38 protein-coding genes and 1 pseudogene are annotated in these 24,889 nt (G+C 68.2%); all 39 read left to right on the top strand.

Going from position 1 to position 24,889, the window contains the following annotated elements:
* Positions 1–5 precede the first annotated feature (5 nt).
* The 39 genes and pseudogenes from ACN26Z_RS27760 to rplQ all read left to right on the top strand — a co-directional run bounded on the left by ACN26Z_RS27760 (position 6) and on the right by rplQ (position 24,877).
* A complete protein-coding gene (locus tag ACN26Z_RS27760) occupies positions 6–353 on the top strand; it encodes a VOC family protein (RefSeq protein ID WP_170863407.1) in 348 nt (115 codons plus the stop codon).
* A gap of 27 nt (positions 354–380) precedes the next feature.
* Entirely contained in the window at positions 381–755 is a 375-nt protein-coding gene (locus ACN26Z_RS27755) for a hypothetical protein (protein WP_093403601.1), read from the top strand.
* A gap of 627 nt (positions 756–1,382) precedes the next feature.
* A complete protein-coding gene (locus ACN26Z_RS27750; RefSeq protein WP_210936517.1) occupies positions 1,383–1,754 on the top strand; it encodes a hypothetical protein in 372 nt (123 codons plus the stop codon).
* A 577-nt stretch (positions 1,755–2,331) separates the two neighbouring features.
* Positions 2,332–2,706, top strand: coding sequence for a 30S ribosomal protein S12 (gene rpsL, locus ACN26Z_RS27745; RefSeq protein WP_013735958.1), 375 nt, complete (start codon positions 2,332–2,334; stop codon positions 2,704–2,706).
* A 1-nt stretch (position 2,707) separates the two neighbouring features.
* Complete coding sequence (gene rpsG / locus ACN26Z_RS27740) at positions 2,708–3,178, top strand: 30S ribosomal protein S7 (protein ID WP_093403604.1); 471 nt, start codon at positions 2,708–2,710, stop codon at positions 3,176–3,178.
* 74 nt (positions 3,179–3,252) lie between these two features.
* Entirely contained in the window at positions 3,253–5,349 is a 2,097-nt protein-coding gene (gene fusA / locus ACN26Z_RS27735) for an elongation factor G (protein ID WP_093403605.1), read from the top strand.
* A gap of 223 nt (positions 5,350–5,572) precedes the next feature.
* On the top strand, positions 5,573–6,766 hold the full coding sequence (tuf, locus tag ACN26Z_RS27730; RefSeq protein WP_093403606.1) for an elongation factor Tu: 1,194 nt from the start codon (positions 5,573–5,575) through the stop codon (positions 6,764–6,766).
* Between the two features lie 349 nt (positions 6,767–7,115).
* A complete protein-coding gene (rpsJ, locus tag ACN26Z_RS27725) occupies positions 7,116–7,424 on the top strand; it encodes a 30S ribosomal protein S10 (protein WP_007073037.1) in 309 nt (102 codons plus the stop codon).
* 11 nt (positions 7,425–7,435) lie between these two features.
* Complete coding sequence (gene rplC / locus ACN26Z_RS27720; protein WP_093403607.1) at positions 7,436–8,101, top strand: 50S ribosomal protein L3; 666 nt, start codon at positions 7,436–7,438, stop codon at positions 8,099–8,101.
* Complete coding sequence (gene rplD, locus ACN26Z_RS27715) at positions 8,098–8,748, top strand: 50S ribosomal protein L4 (RefSeq protein ID WP_093403609.1); 651 nt, start codon at positions 8,098–8,100, stop codon at positions 8,746–8,748. Before rplC ends, rplD begins: the two co-directional genes overlap by 4 nt.
* Positions 8,745–9,047, top strand: a complete 303-nt coding sequence (gene rplW, locus ACN26Z_RS27710; RefSeq protein ID WP_093403611.1) for a 50S ribosomal protein L23 — start codon at positions 8,745–8,747, stop codon at positions 9,045–9,047. The genes rplD and rplW overlap by 4 nt, the downstream gene beginning before the upstream one ends.
* A 12-nt stretch (positions 9,048–9,059) precedes the next feature.
* On the top strand, positions 9,060–9,899 hold the full coding sequence (gene rplB, locus ACN26Z_RS27705) for a 50S ribosomal protein L2 (RefSeq protein ID WP_093403613.1): 840 nt from the start codon (positions 9,060–9,062) through the stop codon (positions 9,897–9,899).
* A gap of 12 nt (positions 9,900–9,911) precedes the next feature.
* Complete coding sequence (gene rpsS, locus ACN26Z_RS27700; protein ID WP_013735950.1) at positions 9,912–10,193, top strand: 30S ribosomal protein S19; 282 nt, start codon at positions 9,912–9,914, stop codon at positions 10,191–10,193.
* Between the two features lie 40 nt (positions 10,194–10,233).
* Positions 10,234–10,689, top strand: a complete 456-nt coding sequence (gene rplV, locus ACN26Z_RS27695) for a 50S ribosomal protein L22 (RefSeq protein ID WP_093403614.1) — start codon at positions 10,234–10,236, stop codon at positions 10,687–10,689.
* Entirely contained in the window at positions 10,689–11,555 is an 867-nt protein-coding gene (gene rpsC, locus ACN26Z_RS27690; RefSeq protein ID WP_093403615.1) for a 30S ribosomal protein S3, read from the top strand. The genes rplV and rpsC overlap by 1 nt, the downstream gene beginning before the upstream one ends.
* Before the next feature lie 3 nt (positions 11,556–11,558).
* A complete protein-coding gene (rplP, locus tag ACN26Z_RS27685) occupies positions 11,559–11,984 on the top strand; it encodes a 50S ribosomal protein L16 (RefSeq protein ID WP_007465292.1) in 426 nt (141 codons plus the stop codon).
* Entirely contained in the window at positions 11,984–12,220 is a 237-nt protein-coding gene (gene rpmC / locus ACN26Z_RS27680; RefSeq protein WP_076466662.1) for a 50S ribosomal protein L29, read from the top strand. Before rplP ends, rpmC begins: the two co-directional genes overlap by 1 nt.
* A complete protein-coding gene (rpsQ, locus tag ACN26Z_RS27675) occupies positions 12,217–12,495 on the top strand; it encodes a 30S ribosomal protein S17 (protein WP_093403616.1) in 279 nt (92 codons plus the stop codon). The genes rpmC and rpsQ overlap by 4 nt, the downstream gene beginning before the upstream one ends.
* 95 nt (positions 12,496–12,590) lie before the next feature.
* Positions 12,591–12,959, top strand: coding sequence for a 50S ribosomal protein L14 (rplN, locus tag ACN26Z_RS27670; protein WP_007073026.1), 369 nt, complete (start codon positions 12,591–12,593; stop codon positions 12,957–12,959).
* On the top strand, positions 12,956–13,276 hold the full coding sequence (gene rplX / locus ACN26Z_RS27665) for a 50S ribosomal protein L24 (protein ID WP_170863408.1): 321 nt from the start codon (positions 12,956–12,958) through the stop codon (positions 13,274–13,276). The genes rplN and rplX overlap by 4 nt, the downstream gene beginning before the upstream one ends.
* Positions 13,276–13,845: a 50S ribosomal protein L5 gene (gene rplE / locus ACN26Z_RS27660; protein WP_093403618.1), complete on the top strand. Its 570-nt coding sequence runs from the start codon at positions 13,276–13,278 to the stop codon at positions 13,843–13,845. The genes rplX and rplE overlap by 1 nt, the downstream gene beginning before the upstream one ends.
* Position 13,846: 1 nt before the next feature.
* The gene (locus tag ACN26Z_RS27655) at positions 13,847–14,032 is read left to right on the top strand and encodes a type Z 30S ribosomal protein S14 (RefSeq protein WP_007073023.1); all 186 of its coding nucleotides are present in this window, start codon (positions 13,847–13,849) and stop codon (positions 14,030–14,032) included.
* Positions 14,033–14,129: 97 nt separating this feature from the next.
* Positions 14,130–14,537 carry a 30S ribosomal protein S8 gene (rpsH, locus tag ACN26Z_RS27650; RefSeq protein ID WP_093403619.1) on the top strand — a complete coding sequence of 136 codons (408 nt, stop codon included), beginning with the start codon at positions 14,130–14,132 and terminating at the stop codon, positions 14,535–14,537.
* Positions 14,538–14,553: 16 nt separating this feature from the next.
* Positions 14,554–15,096, top strand: a complete 543-nt coding sequence (rplF, locus tag ACN26Z_RS27645; RefSeq protein WP_093403620.1) for a 50S ribosomal protein L6 — start codon at positions 14,554–14,556, stop codon at positions 15,094–15,096.
* Positions 15,093–15,482: a 50S ribosomal protein L18 gene (gene rplR, locus ACN26Z_RS27640; RefSeq protein WP_093403621.1), complete on the top strand. Its 390-nt coding sequence runs from the start codon at positions 15,093–15,095 to the stop codon at positions 15,480–15,482. Before rplF ends, rplR begins: the two co-directional genes overlap by 4 nt.
* A 34-nt stretch (positions 15,483–15,516) precedes the next feature.
* A complete protein-coding gene (gene rpsE, locus ACN26Z_RS27635; RefSeq protein WP_093403623.1) occupies positions 15,517–16,131 on the top strand; it encodes a 30S ribosomal protein S5 in 615 nt (204 codons plus the stop codon).
* Complete coding sequence (gene rpmD, locus ACN26Z_RS27630; protein ID WP_018784560.1) at positions 16,131–16,313, top strand: 50S ribosomal protein L30; 183 nt, start codon at positions 16,131–16,133, stop codon at positions 16,311–16,313. The genes rpsE and rpmD overlap by 1 nt, the downstream gene beginning before the upstream one ends.
* Positions 16,313–16,756, top strand: a complete 444-nt coding sequence (gene rplO, locus ACN26Z_RS27625; RefSeq protein ID WP_093403624.1) for a 50S ribosomal protein L15 — start codon at positions 16,313–16,315, stop codon at positions 16,754–16,756. The genes rpmD and rplO overlap by 1 nt, the downstream gene beginning before the upstream one ends.
* Before the next feature lie 233 nt (positions 16,757–16,989).
* Positions 16,990–18,312, top strand: coding sequence for a preprotein translocase subunit SecY (secY, locus tag ACN26Z_RS27620; RefSeq protein WP_093403626.1), 1,323 nt, complete (start codon positions 16,990–16,992; stop codon positions 18,310–18,312).
* Complete coding sequence (locus ACN26Z_RS27615) at positions 18,313–18,966, top strand: adenylate kinase (protein WP_093403627.1); 654 nt, start codon at positions 18,313–18,315, stop codon at positions 18,964–18,966.
* 88 nt (positions 18,967–19,054) lie between these two features.
* Entirely contained in the window at positions 19,055–19,906 is an 852-nt protein-coding gene (gene map, locus ACN26Z_RS27610; protein WP_093403628.1) for a type I methionyl aminopeptidase, read from the top strand.
* 92 nt (positions 19,907–19,998) lie between these two features.
* A pseudogene (locus ACN26Z_RS27605) lies at positions 19,999–20,488 on the top strand (DUF1707 SHOCT-like domain-containing protein); the annotation flags it as partial.
* A 474-nt stretch (positions 20,489–20,962) separates the two neighbouring features.
* Positions 20,963–21,184 (top strand): translation initiation factor IF-1, encoded by a 222-nt coding sequence (infA, locus tag ACN26Z_RS27600; RefSeq protein WP_007073013.1) that lies wholly within the window; start codon positions 20,963–20,965, stop codon positions 21,182–21,184.
* 91 nt (positions 21,185–21,275) lie between these two features.
* Complete coding sequence (gene rpmJ, locus ACN26Z_RS27595) at positions 21,276–21,389, top strand: 50S ribosomal protein L36 (RefSeq protein ID WP_012184307.1); 114 nt, start codon at positions 21,276–21,278, stop codon at positions 21,387–21,389.
* Positions 21,390–21,603: 214 nt separating this feature from the next.
* Positions 21,604–21,984 (top strand): 30S ribosomal protein S13, encoded by a 381-nt coding sequence (gene rpsM, locus ACN26Z_RS27590; protein WP_093403631.1) that lies wholly within the window; start codon positions 21,604–21,606, stop codon positions 21,982–21,984.
* 132 nt (positions 21,985–22,116) lie between these two features.
* Positions 22,117–22,524 (top strand): 30S ribosomal protein S11, encoded by a 408-nt coding sequence (gene rpsK, locus ACN26Z_RS27585; protein ID WP_013288613.1) that lies wholly within the window; start codon positions 22,117–22,119, stop codon positions 22,522–22,524.
* 13 nt (positions 22,525–22,537) lie between these two features.
* Entirely contained in the window at positions 22,538–23,164 is a 627-nt protein-coding gene (gene rpsD, locus ACN26Z_RS27580; RefSeq protein WP_093403633.1) for a 30S ribosomal protein S4, read from the top strand.
* A gap of 95 nt (positions 23,165–23,259) precedes the next feature.
* Complete coding sequence (locus ACN26Z_RS27575) at positions 23,260–24,282, top strand: DNA-directed RNA polymerase subunit alpha (RefSeq protein WP_013735931.1); 1,023 nt, start codon at positions 23,260–23,262, stop codon at positions 24,280–24,282.
* A 34-nt stretch (positions 24,283–24,316) separates the two neighbouring features.
* Positions 24,317–24,877 carry a 50S ribosomal protein L17 gene (rplQ, locus tag ACN26Z_RS27570; protein WP_282236837.1) on the top strand — a complete coding sequence of 187 codons (561 nt, stop codon included), beginning with the start codon at positions 24,317–24,319 and terminating at the stop codon, positions 24,875–24,877.
* The last annotated feature ends 12 nt before the right edge of the window (positions 24,878–24,889 follow it).

The following is a 24,889-nucleotide window of genomic DNA, read 5'->3' as shown; positions in this document are numbered from 1 at the left end:
CCGGTATGTCTGCGAGCCCACTACGCAAGGTCGACACGGTCTTCGTCAAGGTCGACGATCCGCACGCCGTGGCCGAGTGGTACGAGCAGGTACTGGGCTGGCCGGAGCTATTCCGCACCTCGCACATCGTGGTGCTGAAGGCACCGGAGGGTCCGCCGGTCACCTTGCTCAACCCGGGCGGCGGTGAGTGGTCCGGCTTCAACTTCCACGCTCCCGACGCGGCCACCGCGCGGGCCTGGCTGATCGAGCGGGGCGCCGAGGTCGGCGAGCTGAACGAGGCGCCCGACCAGCCGGTCACCTGGTTCTGGTTCCGTGACCCGCTCGGCAACCGGCTAGAAGTCTGCTCCTACTGATCCGGATCGCCCGGGCATGATGGAGACATGACGACCGCCGCCGGACCCATGCCGGTTGCACCTCCACCGGAGCCGCCCCGGCATCCGCTCGACCCGGATCCGGTCCGGGCGACCAAGGCTCGGGCGGTCTTCGCCCTCGGCCTGATGGCCGCATTGACGGGACTGCTGATCGGTGGCGTGGTACCGGCCACGGTGGCCCTGCACCTGGCCCGGCAGGCGCGTCGGGAGGCGTACGCCTCGGCGGGTTTCCTGACCGGTGCGGCCTGGCTGCGTCGTGGCGAGCGGCTGGCCTGGACGGGCCTGGTGCTGGTCGCGGTCAGCCTGGTGGTGGCGCTGGTGATCGGGGTGGTCCGGCTCGCCGAGTCGCCCTACGGGCAGGACTTCGCGCCTGAGGTCGACTGATCGGCACGCCCGGTGCGTCCTCGCGCCCGGCACCGAGGGGCTGACCGCCGACGGTAGCCTGACCGGTGTCCGTCGCGTGGTGCGTGGACGCTGCCCGACAAGGAGGATCCCGTGACGGAACCGGCGCGCCCCGAGGGCGGCGAAGCCGCTCAGCCCACCGTCGGGCGCCCCGATGCCGACCAGACGGGATGGGCCCGGCCTGGAAGCGATCGGGTCGAACCGGAACAGGCTGTCCCGCCGACCTCCCCGCCGGCACCTACCGCGACGTCCGCCGGTCCGCCGTCCGGCCCGCCAGTCCCGGGCCCACCGCCCGCCGCTGCCCCTTTCGGCCCGCCGCCCGCGAACTCGCCCTTTGGCCCGCCGCCCGGGTCGCCGGCCGCAGGCTCTCCTTTCGGGCCGCCCGGCTCGCCGACCTGGGGGCCGCCGCCCGGCTCGCCGGCTTGGGGGCCGCCGCCCGGCTCGGCACCGCCCGCTCCGGCGGCCTTCGGGCCCTCGGCGGGCGGTCCATCCGCCTTCGGGGCGGTGCCGGGGTCGCCGCCGGCACCGGGTGGGCCCACCGGCGGCCCAGGCTGGAGACAGCCACCGCCGCCGCAGGATCCTCCCCGACCGCCGAAGCGGGTCGAGCCGGTGCCCGGTACGCCGTTCGCGGTGGTGCACCTCGACGTGCCCCCGGTCGCTTCCGGCCTGGCGGTCGGCTCGCTGGTGGCCGGTATCACCTCGATTCTGGTCTCGATTCTGGTCATCTGCGTGGGCGCCATCGGGGGAGGGGCGAACGGAGCCTGGGCGGCGGGTGCTTTCGCCGCCCTCGGTGGCCTCACCGGGGTGGGCGCCGTCGTGGCCGGTCTGCTCGGCCTGCGGCAGATCCGCCGCCCGGCACCTCCGCCGGCGGTCCGCTTCACCGGGCGGGGCCTGGCCATCGCGGGAATCAGCTGCGGTGGGACCGGCCTGCTGCTCTGCCTGGTAGGCGTGGGGCTGGCGGTGCTGCTGGCACTGGCTTAGAACCGCCTGGCCATCGCCTCCCGAGAGACTCCGCCCCGGGTCGGGGCACCGCCGTGTCCCTGGCTTGTTCGGGCGAGCCTCTGCCGACACCTCGGCCGATCGCTGGCCGGGCTGTGGTCAGCTGGGGGCTCGCGGGCCGGTTTCCGGCAGAGCCGGTACACTTGTGTCCGTAGGTGCCCATCACGGGCGGGCGGTGCGACAGAGACCAGCCGGCAAGCGGTGCGACGTCCGGCAGGTCTTCCGTTTTGACCTGCGCGGCTGTGGTAGGTACTCTTTCCCCTTGTGCCCGGGCCTGCCCGGGCAACTCGTGCGTGCGCTGGAGCCGGTTATCCGATATCCGGACGGCACCACGATTGGAGCCAGAAGATCCGGCCTGCGGCAATCCGTGTGCCGGTGACAAACCCCGGGTCTGCGCGCAAGCGCCGGACGGGAACCGTGAGTTTGGCGACACGCCCGACCGCGGGTGCCGGGACCTCCGCGAGGTGGCCCTGGCCGGAATGTAGGAGAGCCGATCACGAGATCGGCTACGGCAGACGGCGCGGTCGCGAGCAGCGGCCGAAGGGAGCGGAGAAACCCGGTGCCCACCATTCAGCAGTTGGTCCGAAAGGGCCGTCAGGCGAAGACGACCAAGACCAAGACCCCGGCGCTCAAGGGATCTCCGCAGCGGCGGGGAGTGTGCACCCGGGTGTACACCACCACCCCGAAGAAGCCGAACTCGGCGCTGCGCAAGGTCGCTCGTGTCAAGCTCAGCAGCCAGGTCGAGGTGACCGCCTACATCCCCGGTGTCGGGCACAACCTGCAGGAGCACTCGATCGTGCTCGTGCGTGGTGGCCGGGTGAAGGACCTCCCCGGTGTGCGTTACAAGATCGTTCGCGGTTCGCTGGACACCCAGGGTGTCCGTAACCGCAAGCAGGCGCGCAGCCGTTACGGCGCGAAGAAGGAGAAGAGCTGACATGCCGCGTAAGGGACCTGCTCCGCGGCGACCGCTGGTCGCTGACCCGGTGTACAACTCGCCGCTGGTCACGCAGCTGGTGAACAAGATCCTGCTGCGCGGCAAGCGTCAGCTCGCCGAGCGCGTGGTCTACGCCGCCCTGGAGGGCTGCCGGGAGAAGTCCGGGACCGACCCGGTCGTCACCCTCAAGCGCGCCATGGACAACGTCAAGCCGACCCTTGAGGTGCGCAGCCGCCGTGTCGGTGGCGCGACCTACCAGGTGCCGGTCGAGGTCCGGCCGGCCCGGGCCACCACGCTGGGCCTGCGCTGGCTGGTGACCTACGCCCGCGCTCGGCGTGAGAAGACGATGATCGAGCGGCTGATGAACGAGCTGCTGGACGCGAGCAACGGCCTCGGTGCCGCCGTCAAGCGGCGCGAGGACACGCACAAGATGGCCGAGTCCAACAAGGCCTTCGCGCACTACCGCTGGTAACACCCTGGTCCCGGCGCCCTCCGGTGCCGGGACCGCCACCAGTTGTGTCGAGACGACGATAAGTAGGGATTGAAGTGGCCGCCGCAGACGCGCTCGCCAACGTACGCAACATCGGCATCATGGCGCACATCGATGCCGGTAAGACCACTACCACCGAGCGAATCCTGTTCTACACCGGTATCACGTACAAGATCGGTGAGGTCCACGAGGGCGCTGCCGTCATGGACTGGATGGAGCAGGAGCAGGAGCGCGGTATCACCATCACTTCCGCCGCCACGAAGTGCGAGTGGAAGGGCCACACGATCCAGATCATCGACACGCCCGGCCACGTCGACTTCACGGTCGAGGTGGAGCGGTCGTTGCGGGTCCTGGACGGTGCTGTCGCGGTCTACGACGGCGTGGCCGGCGTGGAGCCGCAGACGGAGAACGTCTGGCGTCAGGCGGACAAGTACAACGTCCCGCGGATGTGCTTCGTCAACAAGCTCGACCGGACCGGTGCCGACTTCTTCCGCTGCGTGCAGATGATGATCGACCGGCTGAACGCCACTCCGCTGGTGCTCCAGATCCCGATCGGGCTTGAGGGCAACCACATCGGCGTCGTCGACCTGGTCGAGATGCGCGCCCTCACCTGGCGCGGGGAGACCCAGAAGGGTGAGGACTACGCGATCGAGGAGATCCCGGCCGACCTGGCCGACTCCGCGGCCGAGTGGCGCGAGAAGCTGATGGAGACCCTGGCCGACGTCGACGACTCGGTGATGGAGAAGTACCTGGAGGGCGAGGAGATCTCCGTCGAGGAGATCAAGGCCGCCATCCGGCGGGCCACCATCGCCAGCAAGGCCAACCCGGTGCTCTGCGGCTCCGCGTTCAAGAACAAGGGCGTGCAGCCCATGCTCGACGCCGTCATCGACTACCTGCCGTCGCCGCTGGACATCCCGGCGATCGAGGGCACGGCCACCGACGGCGAGACGCCGATGCAGCGTAAGCCCTCCACCTCGGAGCCCTTCTCCGGCCTCGCATTCAAGATCCAGACCGACAAGCACCTCGGCAAGCTGACCTACGTCCGGGTCTACTCCGGCGTGGTCGAGTCCGGGTCCCAGGTGGTCAACTCCACCAAGGACCGCAAGGAGCGGGTCGGCAAGATCTACCAGATGCACGCCAACAAGCGGGAGGAGCGCAGCTCCGCCAAGGCTGGCGACATCATCGCGGTGCAGGGTCTGAAGCAGACCACCACCGGTGACACCCTGTGTGACCCGGCGAACCCGGTCATCCTGGAGTCGATGACGTTCCCGGAGCCGGTCATCGAGGTGGCCATCGAGCCGAAGACCAAGGCGGACCAGGAGAAGCTCAGCACCGCCATCCAGCGGCTGGCCGAGGAGGACCCGACCTTCCGCGTCAAGCTGGACGACCAGACCGGCCAGACGGTCATCTCCGGCATGGGCGAGCTGCACCTGGACATCCTGGTCGACCGGATGCGCCGCGAGTTCAACGTCGAGGCGAACATCGGTAAGCCTCAGGTGGCGTACCGCGAGACCATCCGCCGCACGGTGGAGAAGATCGAGTACACCCACAAGAAGCAGACCGGTGGTTCCGGCCAGTACGCCCGGGTGATCGTCAGCCTGGAGCCGCTGCCGCTGGGCAACGACGCGCCGACCTACGAGTTCGCCAACGCCGTCACCGGTGGCCGCATCCCCCGGGAGTTCATCCCCTCGGTGGACGCGGGCGCGCAGGATGCCATGCAGTACGGCGTCCTCGCCGGATTCCCGCTGGTCGGGGTCAAGCTGACGCTGCTGGACGGCCAGTACCACGAGGTCGACTCGTCGGAAATGGCATTCAAGATCGCCGGTTCGATGGTGATGAAGGACGCGGCCCGCAAGGCCGATCCCGCGTTGCTCGAGCCGATGATGGCTGTTGAGGTCACCACTCCCGAAGAGAACATGGGTGACGTCATCGGCGACCTCAACTCCCGACGCGGCATCATCCAGGCGATGGAGGAGCGCAGCGGCGCCCGTGTCGTCCGCGCCCTGGTGCCGTTGTCGGAGATGTTCGGCTACGTCGGCGACCTGCGGTCGAAGACCCAGGGCCGGGCTAGCTACAGCATGCAGTTCGACTCCTACGCCGAGGTTCCGGCCTCGGTGGCGAAGGAGATCATCGCCAAGGCGACGGGTGAGTGACGCTCACCTGACGTGATCGGATGATCCGACGGTGGTCGCGGAAGGAATTCCCCGACCGCGACCACCTCGGTCGGATTGTGTGAATTCCGGGCCTGTAGGCTTCATCGCCGCAGAACCCACAAAGCTCTCCGGCCGTCAGGCCGGAAAGGCTGTCGACAGAGTCCTAAGCGCCGCTCCTGGCGCGCCGGGGCGAACGAACCAAGAAGTCCACAGGAGGACACCAGTGGCGAAGGCGAAGTTCGAGCGGACTAAGCCGCACGTCAACATCGGCACCATTGGTCACATCGACCACGGTAAGACGACGCTGACGGCGGCCATCACCAAGGTCCTGCACGACCAGTTCCCGGACCTGAACCCGTACACGCCGTTCGACGAGATCGACAAGGCGCCGGAGGAGAAGGCCCGCGGCATCACGATCTCGATCGCACACGTCGAGTACCAGACCGAGGCGCGGCACTACGCGCACGTCGACTGCCCCGGTCACGCCGACTACATCAAGAACATGATCACCGGTGCCGCCCAGATGGACGGCGCGATCCTGGTGGTCGCGGCGACCGACGGCCCGATGCCGCAGACCCGCGAGCACGTGCTGCTGGCCCGCCAGGTTGGCGTGCCGTACATCGTCGTGGCGCTGAACAAGAGCGACATGGTCGACGACGAGGAGCTGCTGGAGCTCGTCGAGCTTGAGGTCCGCGAGCTGCTCTCGTCGCAGGAGTACCCGGGCGACGACCTGCCGGTCGTGCGCGTCTCGGCGCTGAAGGCCCTGGAGGGCGACCCGGAGTGGACCGGGAAGCTGATGGACCTGATGAACGCCGTCGACACCGCGATCCCGCAGCCGGAGCGCGAGACCGAGAAGCCGTTCCTGATGCCGATTGAGGACGTCTTCACGATCACCGGTCGTGGCACCGTCGTCACCGGTCGCGCCGAGCGCGGCATCCTCAAGCCGAACGAGGAGGTGGAGATCGTCGGTATCCGCGAGAAGTCGCAGAAGACGGTCTGCACCGGCATCGAGATGTTCCGCAAGCTGCTCGACGAGGCCCGTGCGGGTGAGAACGTCGGTCTGCTGCTGCGCGGCATCAAGCGCGAGGACGTCGAGCGCGGCATGGTGGTCGTCAAGCCGGGCACCACGACCCCGCACACGGAGTTCGAGGCGACGGTCTACATCCTCTCCAAGGAGGAGGGCGGCCGGCACACCCCGTTCTTCCAGAACTACCGTCCGCAGTTCTACTTCCGGACCACGGACGTCACCGGTGTCGTCACCCTCCCCGAGGGCACCGAGATGGTCATGCCGGGCGACAACACCACGATGACCGTGAAGCTGATCCAGCCCATCGCGATGGAGGAAAACCTCAAGTTCGCGATCCGGGAGGGTGGCCGTACGGTCGGCGCTGGTCGCGTCACCAAGATCATCAAGTGAGCTGGGTAACCCCGATTAGACCCGCCGCCGGTCGTGCGGCATACTAGTCAGGTTGCGTAACGACAGTTCGCCGCCCGTGTTCGGCTTCCGCTGAACCTCCGGGTAGGCAGAGCAGTCGGGCGTGGGGTGGTTGGCGGCCCGTCCGTCAACCACCCTCGCGCGGCGTTCAGGTCGCCTCAGTGCGATCGGCGCTTGGACCCACCGCGGTCAGGATCGCTCCGGTATCCCGGGGCGGAGCCTGGCCCCAGGGCGCGACACGCCCGACCGCGGGGGTGGGCGAAGAGGGTCTGTGCCAGCCGGTACAGGCACCCGCAACACAGCGGCATCGAGAGAAGGAACAGAAGCCACCATGGCGGGACAGAAGATCCGCATCCGGCTCAAGGCCTATGACCACGAGGTCGTCGACTCCTCGGCTCGGAAGATCGTCGAGACGGTGACGCGTACCGGGGCGCAGGTCGCGGGCCCGGTGCCGCTGCCCACGGAGATCAACCGTTTCTGCGTCATCCGCTCGCCGCACAAGTACAAGGACTCGCGCGAGCACTTCGAGATGCGTACGCACAAGCGACTGATCGACATCATCGACCCGACCCCGAAGACGGTCGACTCGCTCATGCGCCTCGACCTGCCGGCTGGCGTCGACATCGAGATCAAGCTGTAGGGACCGGACACATGGACAGGCAAGTTAAGGGGATCCTGGGCGCGAAGCTCGGCATGACCCAGGTCTGGGACAACAACCGCGTTGTCCCGGTGACCGTGGTTCAGGCCGGCCCCTGCGTCATCACCCAGGTTCGTGACGCCGACAAGGACGGTTACTCCGCGGTCCAGCTGGCGTACGGGACGATCGACCCGCGGAAGGCGAAGAAGCCGCTGCGTGGGCACTACGCCAAGGCTGACGTGGCGCCGCGCCGGCACATCGTCGAGCTGCGCACCAGCGACGCCGCGGACTACTCGCTCGGCCAGGAAGTCACGGTCGAGGAGTTCCCGGCCGGTGTCTCGATCGACGTGACCGGCAAGACCAAGGGCAAGGGCTACGCCGGCCCGATGAAGCGGCACGGCTTCCACGGTCTGCGCGCCAGCCACGGTGTCGAGCGCAAGCACCGCTCGCCGGGCTCGATCGGCGCCTGCGCCACCCCGGGTCGCGTCTTCAAGGGCACCCGGATGGCCGGCCGCATGGGCGGCGTGCGCTACACCGTGCAGAACCTGACCGTCCAGGCGGTCGACACCGAGAACAATCTCCTGCTCGTCCGTGGCGCCATCCCCGGCCCCAAGGGCGCGCTGGTCCTGGTCCGTACTGCGGCCAAGGCCAAGGCGAAGAAGGGCGGTGTGGGCAAGTGACCACCGTTGACGTCCTCAACTCCGAGGGCACCAAGACCGGCTCGGTCGAGCTGCCCGCCGACATCTTCGACGCGCAGGCCAACATCGCGCTGATGCACCAGGTCGTCGTGGCGCAGCTGGCTGCCGCTCGGCAGGGCACCCACAAGACCAAGACCCGGGGCGAGGTTGCCGGCGGCGGCAAGAAGCCGTACAAGCAGAAGGGCACCGGTCGTGCCCGGCAGGGCTCGATCCGCGCACCGCAGTTCGCCGGCGGTGGCGTGGTCCACGGCCCGGTGCCGCGCGACTACAGCCAGCGCACCCCGAAGAAGATGAAGGCCGCCGCGCTGCGTGGTGCCCTGTCGGACCGGGCGCGTGCCGGGCAGGTGCACGTCGTCGAGGCGTTCGTCTCGGGCGAGAAGCCGTCGACCAAGGCGGCCCTGACCGCGCTCGCCAAGCTGACCACCGCCCGGCGGGTGCTGGTCGTGTTGAGCAGCACCGACGAACTGAACTGGGTGTCGCTGCGCAACGAGCCGCGGGTGCACCTGATCGAGGCCGGCCAGCTCAACACGTACGACGTGCTGGTGGCCGACGATGTGGTCTTCACCAAGGAGGCCCTGGACGAGTTCCTGGGCGTGCCGGCCGAGACCACCGAGGAGGGTGGCAAGTGAGCACGATCGCCGATCCGCGCGACATCATCGTCGCGCCGGTCGTCTCGGAGAAGAGCTACAGCGAGCTGAACCGCAACTGGTACACCTTCCTGGTGCACCCGGACGCGAACAAGACGGCGATCAAGATCGCTATCGAGCAGATCTTCAACGTCCGTGTCCTGACGGTCAACACGCTCAACCGCGAGGGCAAGCGCAAGCGGACCCGTACCGGGTTCGGTAAGCGCAAGGACACCAAGCGGGCGATGGTGAAGCTGGCTGAGGGCGACCGCATCGAGGCCTTCGGCGGCCCGGTCAGCTGAGGGGTGTAGACAATGGCTATCCGTAAGTACAAGCCGACGACGCCGGGCCGGCGTGGCTCCAGCGTCGCCGACTTCGCCGAGATCACCCGGTCGACTCCCGAGAAGTCGCTGCTGGTCCCGCTGCCCAAGAAGGGCGGCCGGAACGTGCACGGCCGGATCACCGCTCGTCACCAGGGTGGCGGCCACAAGCGGCAGTACCGGCTGATCGACTTCAAGCGGGTCGACAAGGACGGCGTGCCGGCCAAGGTCGCGCACATCGAGTACGACCCGAACCGCACGGCGCGGATCGCGCTGCTGCACTACGCCGACGGCGAGAAGCGGTACATCATCGCGCCGAAGGACCTGAAGCAGGGCGACACGGTGGAGTCGGGCCCGAGCGCCGACATCAAGCCGGGCAACAACCTGCCGCTGCGCAACATCCCGGTCGGTACCACGATCCACAACGTGGAGCTGCGTCCGGGCGGTGGCGCCAAGCTGGCTCGCTCGGCCGGCGTCGGCATCCAGCTGCTCGGCCGGGAGGGCGCGTACGCGACCCTGCGTATGCCGTCCGGCGAGATCCGGCGGGTGGACGTGCGCTGCCGCGCCAGCGTCGGTGAGATCGGCAACGCCGACCAGTCGAACATCAACTGGGGCAAGGCCGGCCGGATGCGGTGGAAGGGCAAGCGCCCGACCGTCCGTGGTGTCGCCATGAACCCGGTCGACCACCCGCACGGTGGTGGTGAGGGCAAGACCTCCGGTGGTCGCCACCCGGTCAACCCGCAGGGTAAGCCCGAGGGCCGCACCCGTCGTAAGGGCCAGCCGAGTGACCGGCTGATCGTCCGCCGTCGCTACGCCACGCGTAAGCGCGGCTGAGGGAGATAAGACATGCCTCGCAGCCTGAAGAAGGGCCCGTTCATCGACGACCACCTGCTCAAGAAGGTGGAGACGCAGAACGAGAAGGGCTCGAAGAACGTCATCAAGACCTGGTCGCGCCGCTCGACGATCATCCCGGAGATGCTCGGGCACACGATCGCCGTGCACGACGGACGTAAGCACGTCCCCGTGTTCGTGACCGAGGCGATGGTCGGGCACAAGCTCGGCGAGTTCGCGCTGACCCGCACGTTCAAGGGTCACGAAAAGGACGACCGGAAGAGCCGCCGGCGCTGACGCCGCGGGCATACGGATAGAGGATCAAGGGGTTACAGCGATGCCAGGAAAGGGCGACGCTCCGGTGCTTCCGGGCGCGCGGGCGGTTGCGCGGCACGTGCGCATCTCGCCGATGAAGGCGCGCCGGGTGGTCAACCTCGTCCGCGGCCTGCCCGCGAAGGAGGCGCTCACGGTGCTGCAGTTCGCGCCGCAGGCTGCGAGCGAGCAGGTGTACAAGGTGCTCGCGAGCGCGATCGCCAACGCGGAAAACAACGAGCGGCTGGACCCCGACGCGCTGCTCGTCAGCGAGGCGTTCGTGGACGAGGGCCCGACGATGAAGCGGTTCCAGCCACGGGCGCAGGGCCGGGCGTACCGGATCCGTAAGCGCACCTGCCACATCACCGTGGCGGTCGAGGCGGTCGCGCCGGCCGCGCCGAGGAAGTCGGCGAACAAGGCGGCTCCGGCGAAGCAGACCGCGCCGGCCGAGACGCAGAGCAACACGGAGGGCGCCGAGTAATGGGTCAGAAGGTTCACCCGCACGGGTTCCGGCTCGGCATCTCGACCGACTGGAAGTCCCGCTGGTTCGCGGACAAGCTCTACAAGGACTACATCGGCGAGGATGTCAAGATCCGCCGGATGATGTCCAAGGGGCTGGAGCGCGCCGGCATCTCCAAGGTCGACATCGAGCGCACCCGCGACCGGGTCCGCGTCGACATTCACACCGCCCGGCCGGGCATCGTCATCGGCCGTAAGGGTGCCGAGGCCGACCGGATCCGCGGCGAGTTGGAGAAGCTCACCGGCAAGCAGGTGCAGCTGAACATCATCGAGGTGAAGAACCCCGAGTCGGACGCGCAGCTGGTCGCCCAGGGCGTGGCCGAGCAGCTCTCCAGCCGGGTCAGCTTCCGTCGCGCGATGCGCAAGGCGATGCAGTCGGCGATGAAGAACCCGATGTGCAAGGGCATCCGGGTGCAGGTCTCGGGTCGCCTCGGCGGCGCCGAGATGAGCCGCACGGAGTTCTACCGCGAGGGTCGGGTTCCGCTGCACACGCTGCGGGCCAACATCGAGTACGGCTTCTTCGAGGCCCGTACCACCTTCGGCCGCATCGGCGTGAAGGTCTGGATCTACAAGGGCGACGCGGTGCCGGGTCGGGAGACTCCGGCCGAGGCACCGTCGCGCCCGCGCCGGGAGCGCGGTGACCGGCCCGAGCGGCCGCGCCGTGGTCGGTCGGGTTCGTCCGGCACGACCTCCGGTGGCACCGAGGCCGGCCGGGCTGCCGCGACGACCGTCGCGCAGCAGGCCGAGACGCCGAGTGGCGAGCCGGTCGACAGCGCTGCTGTCGCGGCTGCGGCTTCGGCTCCGGCAGAAACGCAGCAGGAGGGCTGACAGATGCTGATGCCGCGCAAGCCCCCGAAGGGCTTCCGCAAGCCGCACCACCCGGACCGCAGCGGCGCGTCCAAGGGCGGCAACCGGGTGGTGTTCGGCGAGTTCGGGATCCAGGCTCTGGAACCGGCGTACGTGACCAACCGGCAGATCGAGTCGGCGCGTATCGCGATGACCCGCCACATCAAGCGTGGCGGCAAGGTCTGGATCACCATCTTCCCGGACCAGGCCCTCACCAAGAAGCCGGCGGAAACCCGGATGGGTTCCGGTAAGGGCTCGCCCGAGTGGTGGGTCGCGAACGTCAAGCCCGGGCGGGTTCTCTTCGAGATGTCCTTCCCGAACGAGCAGATCGCGCGAGAGGCGATGCGTCGCGCGATCCACAAGCTCCCGATGAAGTGCCGCATTGTTACGCGCGAAGTGGGTGAATCCTGATGGCAGCGGGCGTTAAGGCCTCCGAGCTGCGTGAGCTCTCCGAGGAGGAGCTGGTCACGAAGCTGCGCGAGGCCAAGGCGGAGCTGTTCAACCTCCGCGTGCAGGCCGCAACCGGGCAGCTGGACAACAACCGGCGGCTGCAGGTCATCCGTCGGGAGATTGCCCGGATCTACACGATCATGCGTGAGCGTGAGCTGGGGCTCTCGGCCGCGCCGACTGAGGTGACTGCAGGATGAGCGAGAACACGACCCCCACCAAGCCGCGGGGCCGCCGTAAGGTCCGCGAGGGCCTCGTGGTCAGCGACAAGATGGAAAAGACCGTCGTGGTCGAGGTCGAGGACCGGGTCAAGCACGCGCTGTACGGCAAGATCATGCGCCGGACCAGCAAGCTCAAGGTCCACGACGAGCAGAACTCGGCCGGCATCGGCGACCGTGTCCTGATCATGGAGACCCGGCCGCTCTCCGCCACCAAGCGGTGGCGGCTCGTGGAGATCCTCGAGAAGGCCAAGTAGCGAAGGCTCGAGCTCGGCCCAGACGGTCGGGCGCAGGTTCCGCCAGGCTCCGGCCGCCCCGGCGGCCGGAGAACCGGCAGACATAGGAGATAGACGTGATTCAGCAGGAGTCGCGACTGCGCGTCGCCGACAACACGGGTGCCCGGGAGATCCTGTGCATCCGGGTTCTCGGTGGCTCCGGTCGGCGCTACGCGAGCATCGGCGACGTCATCGTGGCCACCGTCAAGGACGCGATCCCGGGTGCCGGTGTGAAGAAGGGCGACGTGGTCAAGGCCGTCGTCGTCCGCACCGCCAAGGAGAAGCGGCGGCCGGACGGTTCGTACATCCGCTTCGACGAGAACGCCGCCGTCATCATCAAGGACGGCGGGGACCCGCGCGGTACCCGTATCTTCGGCCCGGTCGGCCGTGAGCTGCGGGACAAGCGGTTCATGAAGATCATCTCTCTCGCGCCGGAGGTGTTGTGACCGTGAAGGTCAAGAAGGGCGACACGGTCGTCGTCATCGCCGGCAAGGACAAGGGTGCCAAGGGTAAGGTCATCGCGGCCTACCCGCGGCAGGACAAGGTCCTGGTCGAGGGCGTGAACCGGATCAAGAAGCACACTCGCATCAGCACCACCCAGCGTGGCGCCAAGACCGGTGGCATCGTCACCCAGGAGGCCCCGATCCACGTTTCGAACGTGATGGTCGTGGACTCCGACGGCAAGCCGACCCGCGTCGGTTACCGGATCGACGAGAACGGCCAGAAGGTTCGCATCGCGCGTAGCACCGGTAAGGACCTGTGATGACCACGGCTACCGAAACCAAGACGATGCCGCGCCTCAAGGAGCGGTACCGCAACGAGATCATCGCCCAGCTGCGCGAGCAGTACGAGTACGGCAACCCGATGCAGGTGCCGCGGCTGGTCAAGATCGTCGTGAACATGGGTGTGGGCGAGGCTGCCCGGGACGCCAAGCTCATCGACGGTGCGGTCCGCGACCTGGCCACCATCACCGGTCAGAAGCCGCAGGTCCGGCGGGCGACGAAGTCCATCGCGCAGTTCAAGCTGCGGGAAGGCATGCCGATCGGCGCGAAGGTGACCCTGCGCGGCGACCGGATGTGGGAGTTCCTGGACCGGCTGCTGTCCATCGCGCTGCCGCGTATCCGTGACTTCCGCGGCCTCGACGGGCGCAAGCTCGACGGGCACGGCAACTACACGTTCGGTCTGACCGAGCAGTCGGTGTTCCACGAGATCGACCAGGACAAGATCGATCGCCAGCGGGGCATGGACATCACGGTGGTTACGACCGCCACGACCGACGACGAGGGCCGGGCGCTGCTGAAGCTCCTGGGCTTCCCGTTCAAGGAGAACTGAGATGGCCAAGAAGGCGCTGATCCTCAAGGCGGCCGCGAAGCCGAAGTTCTCGGTTCGCGCGTACACCCGCTGCCAGCGGTGCGGGCGTCCCAAGGCGGTCTACCGCAAGTTCGGGCTCTGCCGGGTGTGTATCCGGGAGATGGCCCACCGCGGTGAGCTGCCCGGCGTGTCCAAGGCTTCCTGGTAATAGCCCGGCGCGCTCCGGCGCGTCAGCTGGACTGTCTCTTCGCCGTAGGCCTGCGACGTGTCGCGGGAACCCCGGCGAGAAAGGTTGACGAGTTTTCATGACGATGACCGACCCGATCGCAGACATGCTCACGCGTCTGCGTAACGCCAACCAGGCGTACCACGACCGGGTGACGATGCCGTACTCGAAGATCAAGGCGAACATCGCCGAGGTCCTCAAGTCCGAGGGCTACATCGCCACCTGGGCAGTCGAGGAGCCCGAGGAGGGTGCCGTCGGCAAGCGACTGGTCGTCGAGCTGAAGTACGGCCAGAACCGGGAGCGGAGCCTGGCCGGTATCAAGCGCGTCTCCAAGCCCGGTCTGCGGGTGTACGCCAAGTCGGACGGGCTCCCCCGGGTGCTCGGTGGGCTGGGCGTGGCGATCATTTCGACGTCCCAGGGACTGCTCACCGACCGGCAGGCCCGCAAGCGGAGCGTTGGCGGGGAAGTCCTCGCCTTCGTCTGGTAACGGGAGACAGGTAGAAATGTCGCGTATTGGACGTAAGTCGATCCCGGTGCCATCCGGAGTCGACGTGACGATCGACGGCCGGACCGTCAAGGTCAAGGGCCCCAAGGGCGAGCTGTCGCACACCCTGGCCGAGCCGATCACCATCGAGCGGGCCGAGGACGGGCAACTGAGCGTCAACCGCCCGAACGACGAGCGCAAGGCCAAGGAACTGCACGGCCTGAGCCGTACCCTGGTCGCCAACATGATCGTCGGGGTCACCGAGGGCTACCGTAAGAGCCTGGAGATCGCCGGCACGGGTTACCGGGTCACCGCCAAGGGCAAGGACCTGGAGTTCGCGCTCGGGTTCTCGCACCCGGTGCAGGTGCAGGCGCCCGAGGGCATCACCTTCACGGTGGAGCGCCCGACGCTGTTCCACGTGGCCGGCATCGACAAGCAACTCGTCGGTGAGGTCGCCGCCAACATCCGGAAGATTCGCCCGCCGGAGCCCTACAAGGGCAAGGGCGTGAAGTACCAGGGCGAAGTCATCCGACGCAAGGCCGGAAAGGCAGGTAAGAAGTGAGCGCCACGCTGCTCAAGCGCCGCCGCGGCGTCGCCGCCAAGCGTGCCGTCGGGCGGGCGCGGCGGCACTTCCGAGTGCGCAAGAACGTCAGCGGCACCGCCGCGCGTCCCCGCCTGGTGGTCACCCGTTCGCTGCGGCACATCGTCGCCCAGATCGTGGACGACACCAAGGGTCACACCTTGGCGTCGGCCTCGACCCTGGACGCCTCGGTGCGCGGTACGGAGGGCGACAAGAGCGCCCTGGCTGGCAAGGTCGGCACCCTGCTGGCCGAGCGGGCCAAGGCCGCTGGCATCTCGAAGGTCGTCTTCGACCGCGGCGGCAACCGGTACGCGGGGCGGGTAGCCGCGCTCGCCGACGCCGCCCGCGAAGCCGGGCTCGAGTTCTGACAATCCCCGTCACGAGAGAGAAGGAAGGCTGCTGATGCCAGGTCAACAGCGCCGTGGCGGCGGGTCCGGTGGCAACGAGGGTGGTCGCCGCGACAACCGCCGTGAGGGCGGCCGCGGAAACGCGCCCGCCGAGAAGACCCCGCACCTCGAGCGGGTCGTCGCGATCAACCGCGTCGCCAAGGTCGTGAAGGGTGGTCGTCGCTTCAGCTTCACCGCCCTGGTGATCGTGGGCGACGGCGACGGCACCGTGGGCGTGGGCTACGGAAAGGCCAAGGAGGTGCCCGCGGCGATCGCCAAGGGCGTCGAGGAGGCCAAGAAGCACTTCTTCAAGGTGCCGCGGATCGGTTCCTCGATCCCGCACCCGGTCACGGGCGAGGACGCCGCCGGGGTGGTGCTGCTCAAGCCGGCCTCCGCCGGTACGGGTGTCATCGCGGGTGGCCCGGTCCGTGCCGTGCTGGAGTGCGCGGGCATCCACGACGTGCTCTCCAAGAGCCTCGGCTCGTCGAACCCGATCAACATCGTGCACGCCACCGTGGCCGCGCTGAAGGGGCTGGAGTCCCCGGAGGCCGTTGCCGCGCGCCGGGGCCTGCCGGTGGAAGACGTCGCGCCGGCGGCCATGCTGGCCTCGCGGGCGGAGGTGGCGTCCTGATGGCACGGCTCAAGGTCACCCAGGTCCGTTCCGAGATCGGGACCAAGCGCAACCAGCGGGAGTCGCTGCGTTCGCTCGGTCTCAAGCGGATCAATGACGTGGTGGTCAAGGAGGACCGGCCCGAGATTCGCGGCATGATCTTCACGGTCAACCACCTCGTGAAGGTCGAGGAGGTCGAGTAATGACGATCAAGGTCCATCACCTGCGTCCAGCGCCGGGTGCCAAGACCGCGAAGACCCGTGTGGGTCGCGGTGAGGGCTCCAAGGGCAAGACCGCCGGTCGCGGTACCAAGGGTTCGAAAGCCCGGAAGAACATCTCGGCGGCGTTCGAGGGTGGGCAGATGCCCATCCACATGCGCCTGCCGAAGCTGAAGGGCTTCAAGAACAAGTTCAAGGTGGTCTTCCAGGTCGTGAACCTGGACCGCCTGGCCGAGCTGTTCCCCAACGGTGGCCAGGTCGGCCCGACCGAACTGGTCGAGGCCGGCGCGGTCCGCAAGGGGCAGCCGGTGAAGATCCTCGGTACCGGGGACCTCGGCGGAGTGGCGCTCCAGGTGTCGGCGCACGCGTTCAGCGCGTCGGCCAAGGAGAAGATCACGGCTGCCGGCGGTTCGACGACCGAGCTGTAGAGCGGTTTTACCCATGGCGCCCGCCAGTTGATCCCAGCTGGCGGGCGCCATGGTCTACAACGGGCCTTCGCGCCCGGTAACATCGGATTCGGTTTATGTAGCCGGGCACATCTGCCCGGACCGGGATCGGGCTGTTAGAGTCCCTTCCCAGCCATGGATATCGGGCACTTGCCCGGAACCCACCCCGATCCGCCAGGGACGACCGGCGGCCCGCCTCGCGCAGGAGGAAGAAGTTGCTGTCCGCCTTTCTCAGTGCGTTCCGTACGCCTGACCTGCGCAAGAAGCTGCTGTTCACAGTCGGCATCATCGCGATCTACCGGCTCGGCGCCACGGTGCCCAGCCCGGGCGTCTCGTACGGCAACGTGCAGAAGTGCCTGGAGACCCTTGAAGGCTCCACAGGCGTACTGAACCTGCTCGATCTCTTCTCCGGCGGCGCGCTGCTGCAGCTGTCGATCTTTGCGCTGGGCATCATGCCCTACATCACCGCGTCGATCATCCTGCAGCTGCTGACGGTGGTCATTCCCCGGCTCGAGCAGCTCCGCAAGGAGGGCCAGGCCGGCCAGGCGAAGATCACCCAGTACACCCGCTATCTGACGCTGGGGCTGGGTGTCCTGCAGGCCTCGGCGTTCGTGGCGCTGGCCCGCTCCGGGCAGCTGTTCAACAACCAGTGCAACGAGGAGATCATCCCGACCGGCACTGGCATCCCGGACTGGCTGACCCTGTCCATCCTGGTGATGACGATGACCGCCGGCACCGGCATGGTCATGTGGCTCGGTGAGCTGATCACCGACCGCGGCGTCGGCAACGGCATGTCCGTCCTGATCTTCACCTCGATCGCGGCCCGGCTCCCCAGCGAGGGCTGGCGGATCAAGGAGAGCCAGGGCTGGTGGAAGTTCATGCTCGTCATCGCCCTGGTGCTGGTGGTCATCACCGCAGTGACCTTCATCGAGCAGGCGCAGCGCCGCATCCCGGTGCAGTACGCCAAGCGCATGATCGGCCGGCGGATGTACGGCGGCACCTCGACCTACATCCCGCTCAAGGTCAACCAGGCGGGTGTGATCCCGGTCATCTTCGGCTCGTCGCTGCTCTACCTGCCGCAGCTGGCCTTGCAGTTCTTCGACCAGAACGACCCGGGCAAGACCCAGGCGTGGATCCAGAACAACCTGGTCGACCCGACCAGCCCGATCTACATCGCGGTCTACTTCCTGCTGATCATCTTCTTCACGTACTTCTACGTCTCGATCACGTTCAACCCGACCGAGGTCGCGGACAACATGAAGAAGTACGGCGGCTTCGTGCCGGGCATCCGCCCCGGTAAGCCGACCGCCGACTACCTGGACTTCATCCTCAGCCGCATCACCCTGCCGGGTGCGCTGTACCTCGCGATCATCTCGATCCTGCCGAACTTCTTCTTCATCTGGCTGGACCGGCAGCAGTACCTCAACTTCCCGTTCGGTGGTACCGCAGTGCTGATCATGGTCGGCGTTGCTCTGGAGACGAGCAAGCAGATCGAGAGCCAACTGATGCAGCGGAACTACGAAGGGTTCCTGCGGTAGATGAGACTGGTTCTGGTTGGCCCGCCGGGTGCGGGCAAGGGCACACAGGCGGAGTTCATCGCCGCGCACCTGTCCGTGCCGAAGATCTCGACCGGCGACATCTTCCGGGCCAACGTGTCCCAGGGCACCCCGCTCGGCGTCGAGGCCAAGCGATACATGGACGCCGGCAAGCTGGTCCCGGACGAGGTCACCATCAACATGGTGCGGGACCGGCTCGCTGAGCCGGACGCCGCCGAGGGCTTCCTGCTCGACGGTTTCCCGCGTACCACCCCGCAGGCCGCCGCGCTGGACAAGCTCCTCGCCGATCTCGGAACCGCGCTGGACATCGTGCTCGAACTGGTCGTCGACGACGACGAGGTGATCCGCCGGCTCTCCGGCCGGCGTACCTGCCGGGGCTGCGGCAAGATCTGGCACGTCGAGTTCGATCCGACCAGCCGGGAAAGCATCTGCGACCGGTGCGGCGCGGAGCTGTTCCAGCGGGACGACGACAAGCCGGAGACGATCGCCGCCCGACTGCGGGAGTACGCCGAGAAGACCGCGCCGCTGGTGGACTACTACGGCGCGCAGGGCAAGCTGGTCGGCATCGACGCCACCGGCCCGGTGGAGGACGTCACGGTCCGCGCCATCGACGCCCTTCGCTCGTACGGGGGCTGAGGTCGCCCGGCTGCCAGCCGGATAGAGTGCTAACAGCGGGGTACGCCGGTCGTACCTCGCTGTTTCGGCAACGAAAGGTAGCGCCTCCATGCGTCGTCCCCAGCTGGACATCCAGCTGAAGACTCCTGAGCAGATCGAGAAGATGCGGGCCGCCGGCCTCGTGGTCGCGGAGGCGCTTCGCCGGATGCGGGAGGCGGTGGCCCCGGGCGTGAGCACCGCCGACCTGGATGCGATCGCCGAGACGACGATTCGTGCCGCGGGCGCGGTCCCGTCCTTCCAGGGCTACCACGGGTTCCCGGCGTCGATCTGCTCCTCGGTCAACGAGCAGATCGTGCACGCCATCCCGTCGCCGAAGCAGGTGCTCGCCGACGGTGACCTGATCTCGATCGACTGCGGCGCGGTGCTCGACGGGTGGCACGGCGACGCGGCGATCACGGTCGGCGTGGGCGAGGTCGATCCGGCGCTGCTGCGGATGGCCGAGGTCGCCGAGGACGCGATGTGGGCGGGGATCGCTGCCGCCGCTCGCGGTGCCGCCGGGGGCAAGGGCCGGCTGACCGACATCTCGCATGCGGTGGAACGTGCGATCCGTAAGGCGGGGCGCTACGGCATCGTCGACGGCTACGGCGGCCACGGCATCGGTACGGAGATGCATCAGGACCCGCACGTGCTCAACCACGGGCGGCCGGGTAAGGGGCCCCGGTTGGTGCCGGGGCTGGCGCTGGCCATCGAGCCGATGATCACCATGGGTTCCCCGCGTACGGCGGAACTCGCCGACGGCTGGACCGTCGTCACCCGCGACGGCTCGCGTGCCGCGCATGTCGAGCACACCATGGCCCTGCTGCCCGACGGGGTGTGGGTGCTTACCGCGCAGGACGGCGGCCGGGCCCGCCTGGGCGACCTGGTCACCGCTCGCCAGCCGAGCGCCACGCCGGCCGGGTAACGCGGGCGGCCACAGCGGCCCGGCATTGCCCGGGACCACGCTGGAGCGGCCGCCAGGGGCCATGCTGGCACTGCGGTGGCATCCTTGCCGGCATGGACGAGCGGGACGCTATGCGAGCAGCGGACGCCGACCGTCAGGCGGTCGCCGAACGACTCCGGGTGGCGCTCGACGAGGGGCGACTCGACCTGTACGAGTACGACGAGCGGTTGCAGCGGGCCTACGCCGCCCGCACCTACGCCGAACTCGACGCCCTCGTCAGTGACCTGCCGGTGCCCGGCGGCGCGGTGCTGCCGACGCCTCGGCAGCCGAGCGGCCCGCTGCCGGCCGAGGCCGGACGCGGGCCCACCGCGCGCTGGCTGGTCGAGGTATGGGAACCCTGGCTGAAGGTGGTCGGGATCGTGGTGGCGGTCTGGGCCGTCAGCTCGCTGGCGGCCGGTGAGGTGCTCTACTTCTGGCCGGGCTGGGTCGCGGGTCCGTGGGGTGCGGTGGTGCTGGTGCGTACCGTCACCGGGCTGACCAGTGGTGAGCCGGCGCGTTGGGCAGCCGAGCGGGAGCGCCGCCGGCAGCGGAAGGCGGAGAAGCGGGCGCTCAAGCGTGAGCGTAAGGCCGTCGGCCAGCAGCAGCCCGGCATCGCTGGCGCCCCTGGATCCGGCGCGGCGGCCGAGCAGGCGGTGCAGCAGGCGAACGGCGTCACCGAAGCCGCACCAGCGGCCGAGAGTGGCCGCACCGAAGGTGGGCGACCGACCCGCGACGGCGGCACCCACGGCGCCGCCGGGGCACCGGTGAGTGAGCCGACGCGGGGACCTGACCGGGGTGATGTGGGCTGAACGTCCCGTTTACTGGACCTGGTTGAGCCCAGGTGGCAGGTCGGTTTGGCGACCGCGTGCAGGCGGGCGTACACTTTCTGATCGGCGCGCAGCGTCCACTCCGTCATGCCCACCAGCGCTTCGGTGGGACGCGGAGCCGCGGCTGGCGCGGGAAGCCTGATCTTGGTCAAGCACCCGTGTAAGACGTTGTGGGCCGTCCGGAGCAACCGACGTCAGGACAGCGGAGGACATGCCGAAAAAAGACGGAGCCATCGAGATCGAAGGTCGGGTCATCGAGCCCCTGCCGAACGCTATGTTCCGGGTGGAGCTCGCCAACGGCCACAAGGTGCTGGCTCACATCAGCGGCAAGATGCGGCAGCACTACATCCGCATCCTGCCGGAGGATCGGGTCGTCGTCGAACTCTCGCCGTACGACCTGACCCGCGGGCGCATCGTCTACCGCTACAAGTAAGCCTGACGGCGGCCGGGAAACGTCCCGTGTCCGTCTTCGACGTCCGGTGTCGCGCCTCGTGATGCCGGGCCAGATGGGAAGTAAGGCAACCGTGAAGGTCAAGCCGAGCGTCAAGAGGATCTGCAACAAGTGCCGGGTTATCCGCCGGCACGGCCGGGTCATGGTCATCTGCACCGACCCGCGCCACAAGCAGCGCCAGGGCTGAACGAGCCCACACATCACACATGCTCGTCCCAGCCGCGAGCGGTGCGCAGCGCGTACTCCATCGTGGTTGACCCCCGGTCGAAGGCCGGGGCCCGCTCGGGCAGCGACCGATCCCGGTCGCCGGCGCCATCGGCGTCGGAAGGACAGGGACGGCCGGTAGCGGGGTGGGACGGGTCCACACCTTCGCCAGCACACCACGAGGAGTACGCCCGCACATGGCACGTCTAGTCGGCGTCGACCTTCCCCGCGAGAAGCGGATGGAGATCGCGCTCACCTACATCTTCGGCGTGGGCCGCACCCGCGCCCTGGAGACGCTCAGCGCCACCGGCATCTCGCCGGACAAGCGCGTTCGGGACCTCACGGACGAGGAGCTGGTCCAGCTCCGGAACCACATCGAGGCCAACTACAAGGTTGAAGGCGACCTGCGCCGCGAGGTCGCCGCTGACATCCGCCGCAAGGTTGAGATCGGCTGCTACGCCGGCATCCGGCACCGCCGGGGCCTGCCCGTACGTGGCCAGCGGACCAAGACCAACGCGCGGACCCGCAAGGGCCCGAAGCGGACGGTCGCCGGCAAGAAGAAGCCTGGCAAGAAGTAATAGTTCTTAAACCGGAACGCTGGTCGTTCTCCGTCGAGGTAGGGCGGGCTCCAACTGGAACCGGTGTCTACCTGATCAACGGGGCCAACAGCCAGAACCGATCGAGAACCTTAATCAGGAGCGCACAGACTTATGCCACCGAAGGCTCGTGCCGGAGCCGCTGTCAAGAAGGTCCGGCGCAAGGAACGTAAGAACGTCGCCCACGGGCAGGCGCACATCAAGAGCACCTTCAACAACACCATCGTCTCGATCACCGATCCGACTGGTGCCGTCATCTCCTGGGCCTCGTCCGGCCAGGTGGGCTTCAAGGGCTCCCGCAAGTCGACCCCGTTCGCCGCGCAGCTGGCCGCCGAGGCCGCCGCGCGTCGGGCCATGGAGCACGGCATGCGCAAGGTCGACGTGTTCGTCAAGGGCCCCGGCTCCGGCCGGGAGACCGCCATCCGTTCGCTGCAGGCCGTGGGCCTTGAGGTCGGGCAGATCTCCGACGTCACCCCGCAGCCGCACAACGGGTGCCGTCCGCCGAAGCGTCGTCGGGTCTGAGAGGTAGAGAGAGATGGCTCGTTACACCGGTGCCGACTGCCGCCGTTGCCGGCGGGAGAAGATGAAGCTGTTCCTCAAGGGCAGCAAGTGCGATGGTCCGAAGTGCCCGTTCGAGTCCCGGCCGTTCCCGCCCGGGCAGCACGGCCGCGGCCGCACGAAGGAGACGGAGTACCTGCTCCAGCTCCGTGAGAAGCAGAAGGCCCGCCGTGTCTACGGCGTGCTGGAGAAGCAGTTCCGCGGCTACTACGAGGAAGCCGTGAGCAAGAAGGCCAAGACGGGCGAGGTGCTGCTGCAGATCCTCGAGTCGCGGCTGGACAACGTGGTCTACCGGGCCGGCTACGCCAAGTCCCGGGACATGGCCCGTCAGCTGGTCAAGCACGGTCACTTCACGGTGAACGGCAAGAAGGTCGACATCCCGTCGTACCGCGTCAAGGAGCACGACATCATCGAGGTCCGGGGCAAGAGCAAGGAGCTCACCCCGTTCATCGTGGCCCAGGCCGAGGCCGGCTCCAAGACCGTTCCGGCGTGGCTGGAGGCGATCCCCAGCCAGATGAAGGTTCTGGTGCACTCGCTCCCGGCCCGACAGGTGATCGACACCCAGGTCCAGGAGCAGCTGATCGTTGAGCTCTACTCCAAGTAGGGCTCGTTGCGGTGGCCCGCCCGGCAGGGCGGGCCACCGGAACAGTTTGTGTCGTGGGCGTCATATGGCGGGCGCCCCGGAAGAGAAGAGAAGACATGCTCATCAGCCAGCGACCGACCCTCTCCGAGGAGTCGATCAACGAGACCCGGTCCCGGTTCACCATCGAGCCGCTGGAGCCGGGCTTCGGCTACACCCTGGGCAACTCGCTGCGGCGTACGCTGCTGTCGTCCATCCCGGGTGCGGCCGTCACCTCGATCAAGATCGACGGTGTGCTGCACGAGTTCACCACGATCCCCGGGGTCAAGGAGGACGTGGTCGAGCTCGTCATGAACATCAAGGAGCTCTGCGTCAGCTCCGAGCACGACGAGCCGGTCAGCATGTACCTGCGTAAGCAGGGTCCGGGCGACGTGACCGCCGGCGACATCCAGCCTCCGGCCGGTGTCTCGGTGCACAACCCGGACCTGAAGCTGGCCACCCTCAACGGCAAGGGCCGGCTCGACATGGAGCTGACCGTCGAGCGGGGTCGTGGTTACGTCACGGCGGCGCAGAACAAGCAGGCGGGCGCGGAGATCGGCCGGATCCCGGTCGACTCGATCTACTCCCCGGTGCTCAAGGTGACCTACCGCGTCGAGGCGACCCGCGTCGAGCAGCGGACGGACTTCGACCGACTGATCATCGATGTCGAGACCAAGCCGTCGATGGGGCCCCGCACCGCACTGGCCTCGGCCGGTTCGACGCTTGTGGAGCTGTTCGGGCTGGCTCGTGAGCTGGATGAGACCGCCGAGGGCATCGACATCGGCCCGTCCCCGCAGGACGCGCAGCTGGCGGCGGACCTGGCCCTGCCGATCGAGGAGCTGGACCTGACCGTCCGCTCCTACAACTGCCTCAAGCGCGAGGGCATCAACTCCGTTGGTGAGCTCATCGGGCGTACCGAGGCCGACCTTCTCGATATAAGGAACTTCGGTCAGAAGTCGATCGACGAGGTCAAGATGAAGCTCGCCGGGATGGGTCTCGGGCTGAAGGACTCGGCTCCGAACTTCGACCCGGCGCACGTCGTGGACGCCTTCGGCGAGGCCGACTACGACACCGACGACTACCGCGAGACCGAGCAGCTCTAGTCCGCGCTGCCGCCACACCTGAGGAGCACCAAGCATGCCCACGCCCACCAAGGGCCCCCGCCTCGGCGGCAGCCCCGCGCACGAGCGGCTGATGCTGGCCAACCTGGCCACCGCGCTGTTCCAGCACGGCAAGATCCAGACCACCGAGACCAAGGCCCGGCGGCTGCGTCCGCTCGCCGAGCAGCTGATCACCAAGGCCAAGCGGGGCGACCTCGCGTCGCGCCGGCGGGTGCTGACCGTGGTCAAGGACAAGGACGTGGTCTACGCCCTGTTCGACCAGATCGCGCCGCGGTACGCCAACCGCAGCGGCGGCTACACCCGGATCGTGAAGACCGGTCCGCGCAAGGGTGACGCCGCTCCGATGGCGATCATCGAGCTGGTCGAGGAGCTTCAGGTCGCCGAGCCGAAGGCGAACCGGAAGACCGCCGGACGCAAGGCCGCCCAGCAGGACAAGGTCGAGGCGCTGGCACCGACCGACGAGGCCCCCGCGTCGCGGCCGGCTGACCAGGACGCCGAGCCGCCGCAGTCGGCCTCCGGTGACACCGCCGCTGCCCGCGAGGACAGCGACCTGGCCACCGAGGAAGGCAAGGCCTGACCAAGGCCGGTG

This window comes from Verrucosispora sp. WMMD703, from assembly GCF_049178935.1.
Lineage (GTDB): Bacteria > Actinomycetota > Actinomycetes > Mycobacteriales > Micromonosporaceae > Micromonospora > Micromonospora sediminimaris.
The sequence above is the reverse complement of the archived record's forward strand: the minus strand, read 5'-3'. Positions and strand labels throughout refer to the sequence as shown.

Coding starts and splice junctions, on each gene's coding strand:
- ACN26Z_RS27760 (WP_170863407.1), top strand. CDS start 6: ATGTCTGCGAGCCCACTACGCAAGGTCGACACGGTCTTCGTCAAGGTC.
- ACN26Z_RS27755 (WP_093403601.1), top strand. CDS start 381: ATGACGACCGCCGCCGGACCCATGCCGGTTGCACCTCCACCGGAGCCG.
- rpsG (WP_093403604.1), top strand. CDS start 2,708: ATGCCGCGTAAGGGACCTGCTCCGCGGCGACCGCTGGTCGCTGACCCG.
- rpsJ (WP_007073037.1), top strand. CDS start 7,116: ATGGCGGGACAGAAGATCCGCATCCGGCTCAAGGCCTATGACCACGAG.
- rplC (WP_093403607.1), top strand. CDS start 7,436: ATGGACAGGCAAGTTAAGGGGATCCTGGGCGCGAAGCTCGGCATGACC.
- rplB (WP_093403613.1), top strand. CDS start 9,060: ATGGCTATCCGTAAGTACAAGCCGACGACGCCGGGCCGGCGTGGCTCC.
- rpsS (WP_013735950.1), top strand. CDS start 9,912: ATGCCTCGCAGCCTGAAGAAGGGCCCGTTCATCGACGACCACCTGCTC.
- rplV (WP_093403614.1), top strand. CDS start 10,234: ATGCCAGGAAAGGGCGACGCTCCGGTGCTTCCGGGCGCGCGGGCGGTT.
- rpsC (WP_093403615.1), top strand. CDS start 10,689: ATGGGTCAGAAGGTTCACCCGCACGGGTTCCGGCTCGGCATCTCGACC.
- rplP (WP_007465292.1), top strand. CDS start 11,559: ATGCTGATGCCGCGCAAGCCCCCGAAGGGCTTCCGCAAGCCGCACCAC.
- rpmC (WP_076466662.1), top strand. CDS start 11,984: ATGGCAGCGGGCGTTAAGGCCTCCGAGCTGCGTGAGCTCTCCGAGGAG.
- rpsQ (WP_093403616.1), top strand. CDS start 12,217: ATGAGCGAGAACACGACCCCCACCAAGCCGCGGGGCCGCCGTAAGGTC.
- rplE (WP_093403618.1), top strand. CDS start 13,276: ATGACCACGGCTACCGAAACCAAGACGATGCCGCGCCTCAAGGAGCGG.
- ACN26Z_RS27655 (WP_007073023.1), top strand. CDS start 13,847: ATGGCCAAGAAGGCGCTGATCCTCAAGGCGGCCGCGAAGCCGAAGTTC.
- rpsH (WP_093403619.1), top strand. CDS start 14,130: ATGACGATGACCGACCCGATCGCAGACATGCTCACGCGTCTGCGTAAC.
- rplF (WP_093403620.1), top strand. CDS start 14,554: ATGTCGCGTATTGGACGTAAGTCGATCCCGGTGCCATCCGGAGTCGAC.
- rpsE (WP_093403623.1), top strand. CDS start 15,517: ATGCCAGGTCAACAGCGCCGTGGCGGCGGGTCCGGTGGCAACGAGGGT.
- rpmD (WP_018784560.1), top strand. CDS start 16,131: ATGGCACGGCTCAAGGTCACCCAGGTCCGTTCCGAGATCGGGACCAAG.
- rplO (WP_093403624.1), top strand. CDS start 16,313: ATGACGATCAAGGTCCATCACCTGCGTCCAGCGCCGGGTGCCAAGACC.
- ACN26Z_RS27615 (WP_093403627.1), top strand. CDS start 18,313: ATGAGACTGGTTCTGGTTGGCCCGCCGGGTGCGGGCAAGGGCACACAG.
- map (WP_093403628.1), top strand. CDS start 19,055: ATGCGTCGTCCCCAGCTGGACATCCAGCTGAAGACTCCTGAGCAGATC.
- infA (WP_007073013.1), top strand. CDS start 20,963: ATGCCGAAAAAAGACGGAGCCATCGAGATCGAAGGTCGGGTCATCGAG.
- rpsM (WP_093403631.1), top strand. CDS start 21,604: ATGGCACGTCTAGTCGGCGTCGACCTTCCCCGCGAGAAGCGGATGGAG.
- rpsK (WP_013288613.1), top strand. CDS start 22,117: ATGCCACCGAAGGCTCGTGCCGGAGCCGCTGTCAAGAAGGTCCGGCGC.
- rpsD (WP_093403633.1), top strand. CDS start 22,538: ATGGCTCGTTACACCGGTGCCGACTGCCGCCGTTGCCGGCGGGAGAAG.
- ACN26Z_RS27575 (WP_013735931.1), top strand. CDS start 23,260: ATGCTCATCAGCCAGCGACCGACCCTCTCCGAGGAGTCGATCAACGAG.
- rplQ (WP_282236837.1), top strand. CDS start 24,317: ATGCCCACGCCCACCAAGGGCCCCCGCCTCGGCGGCAGCCCCGCGCAC.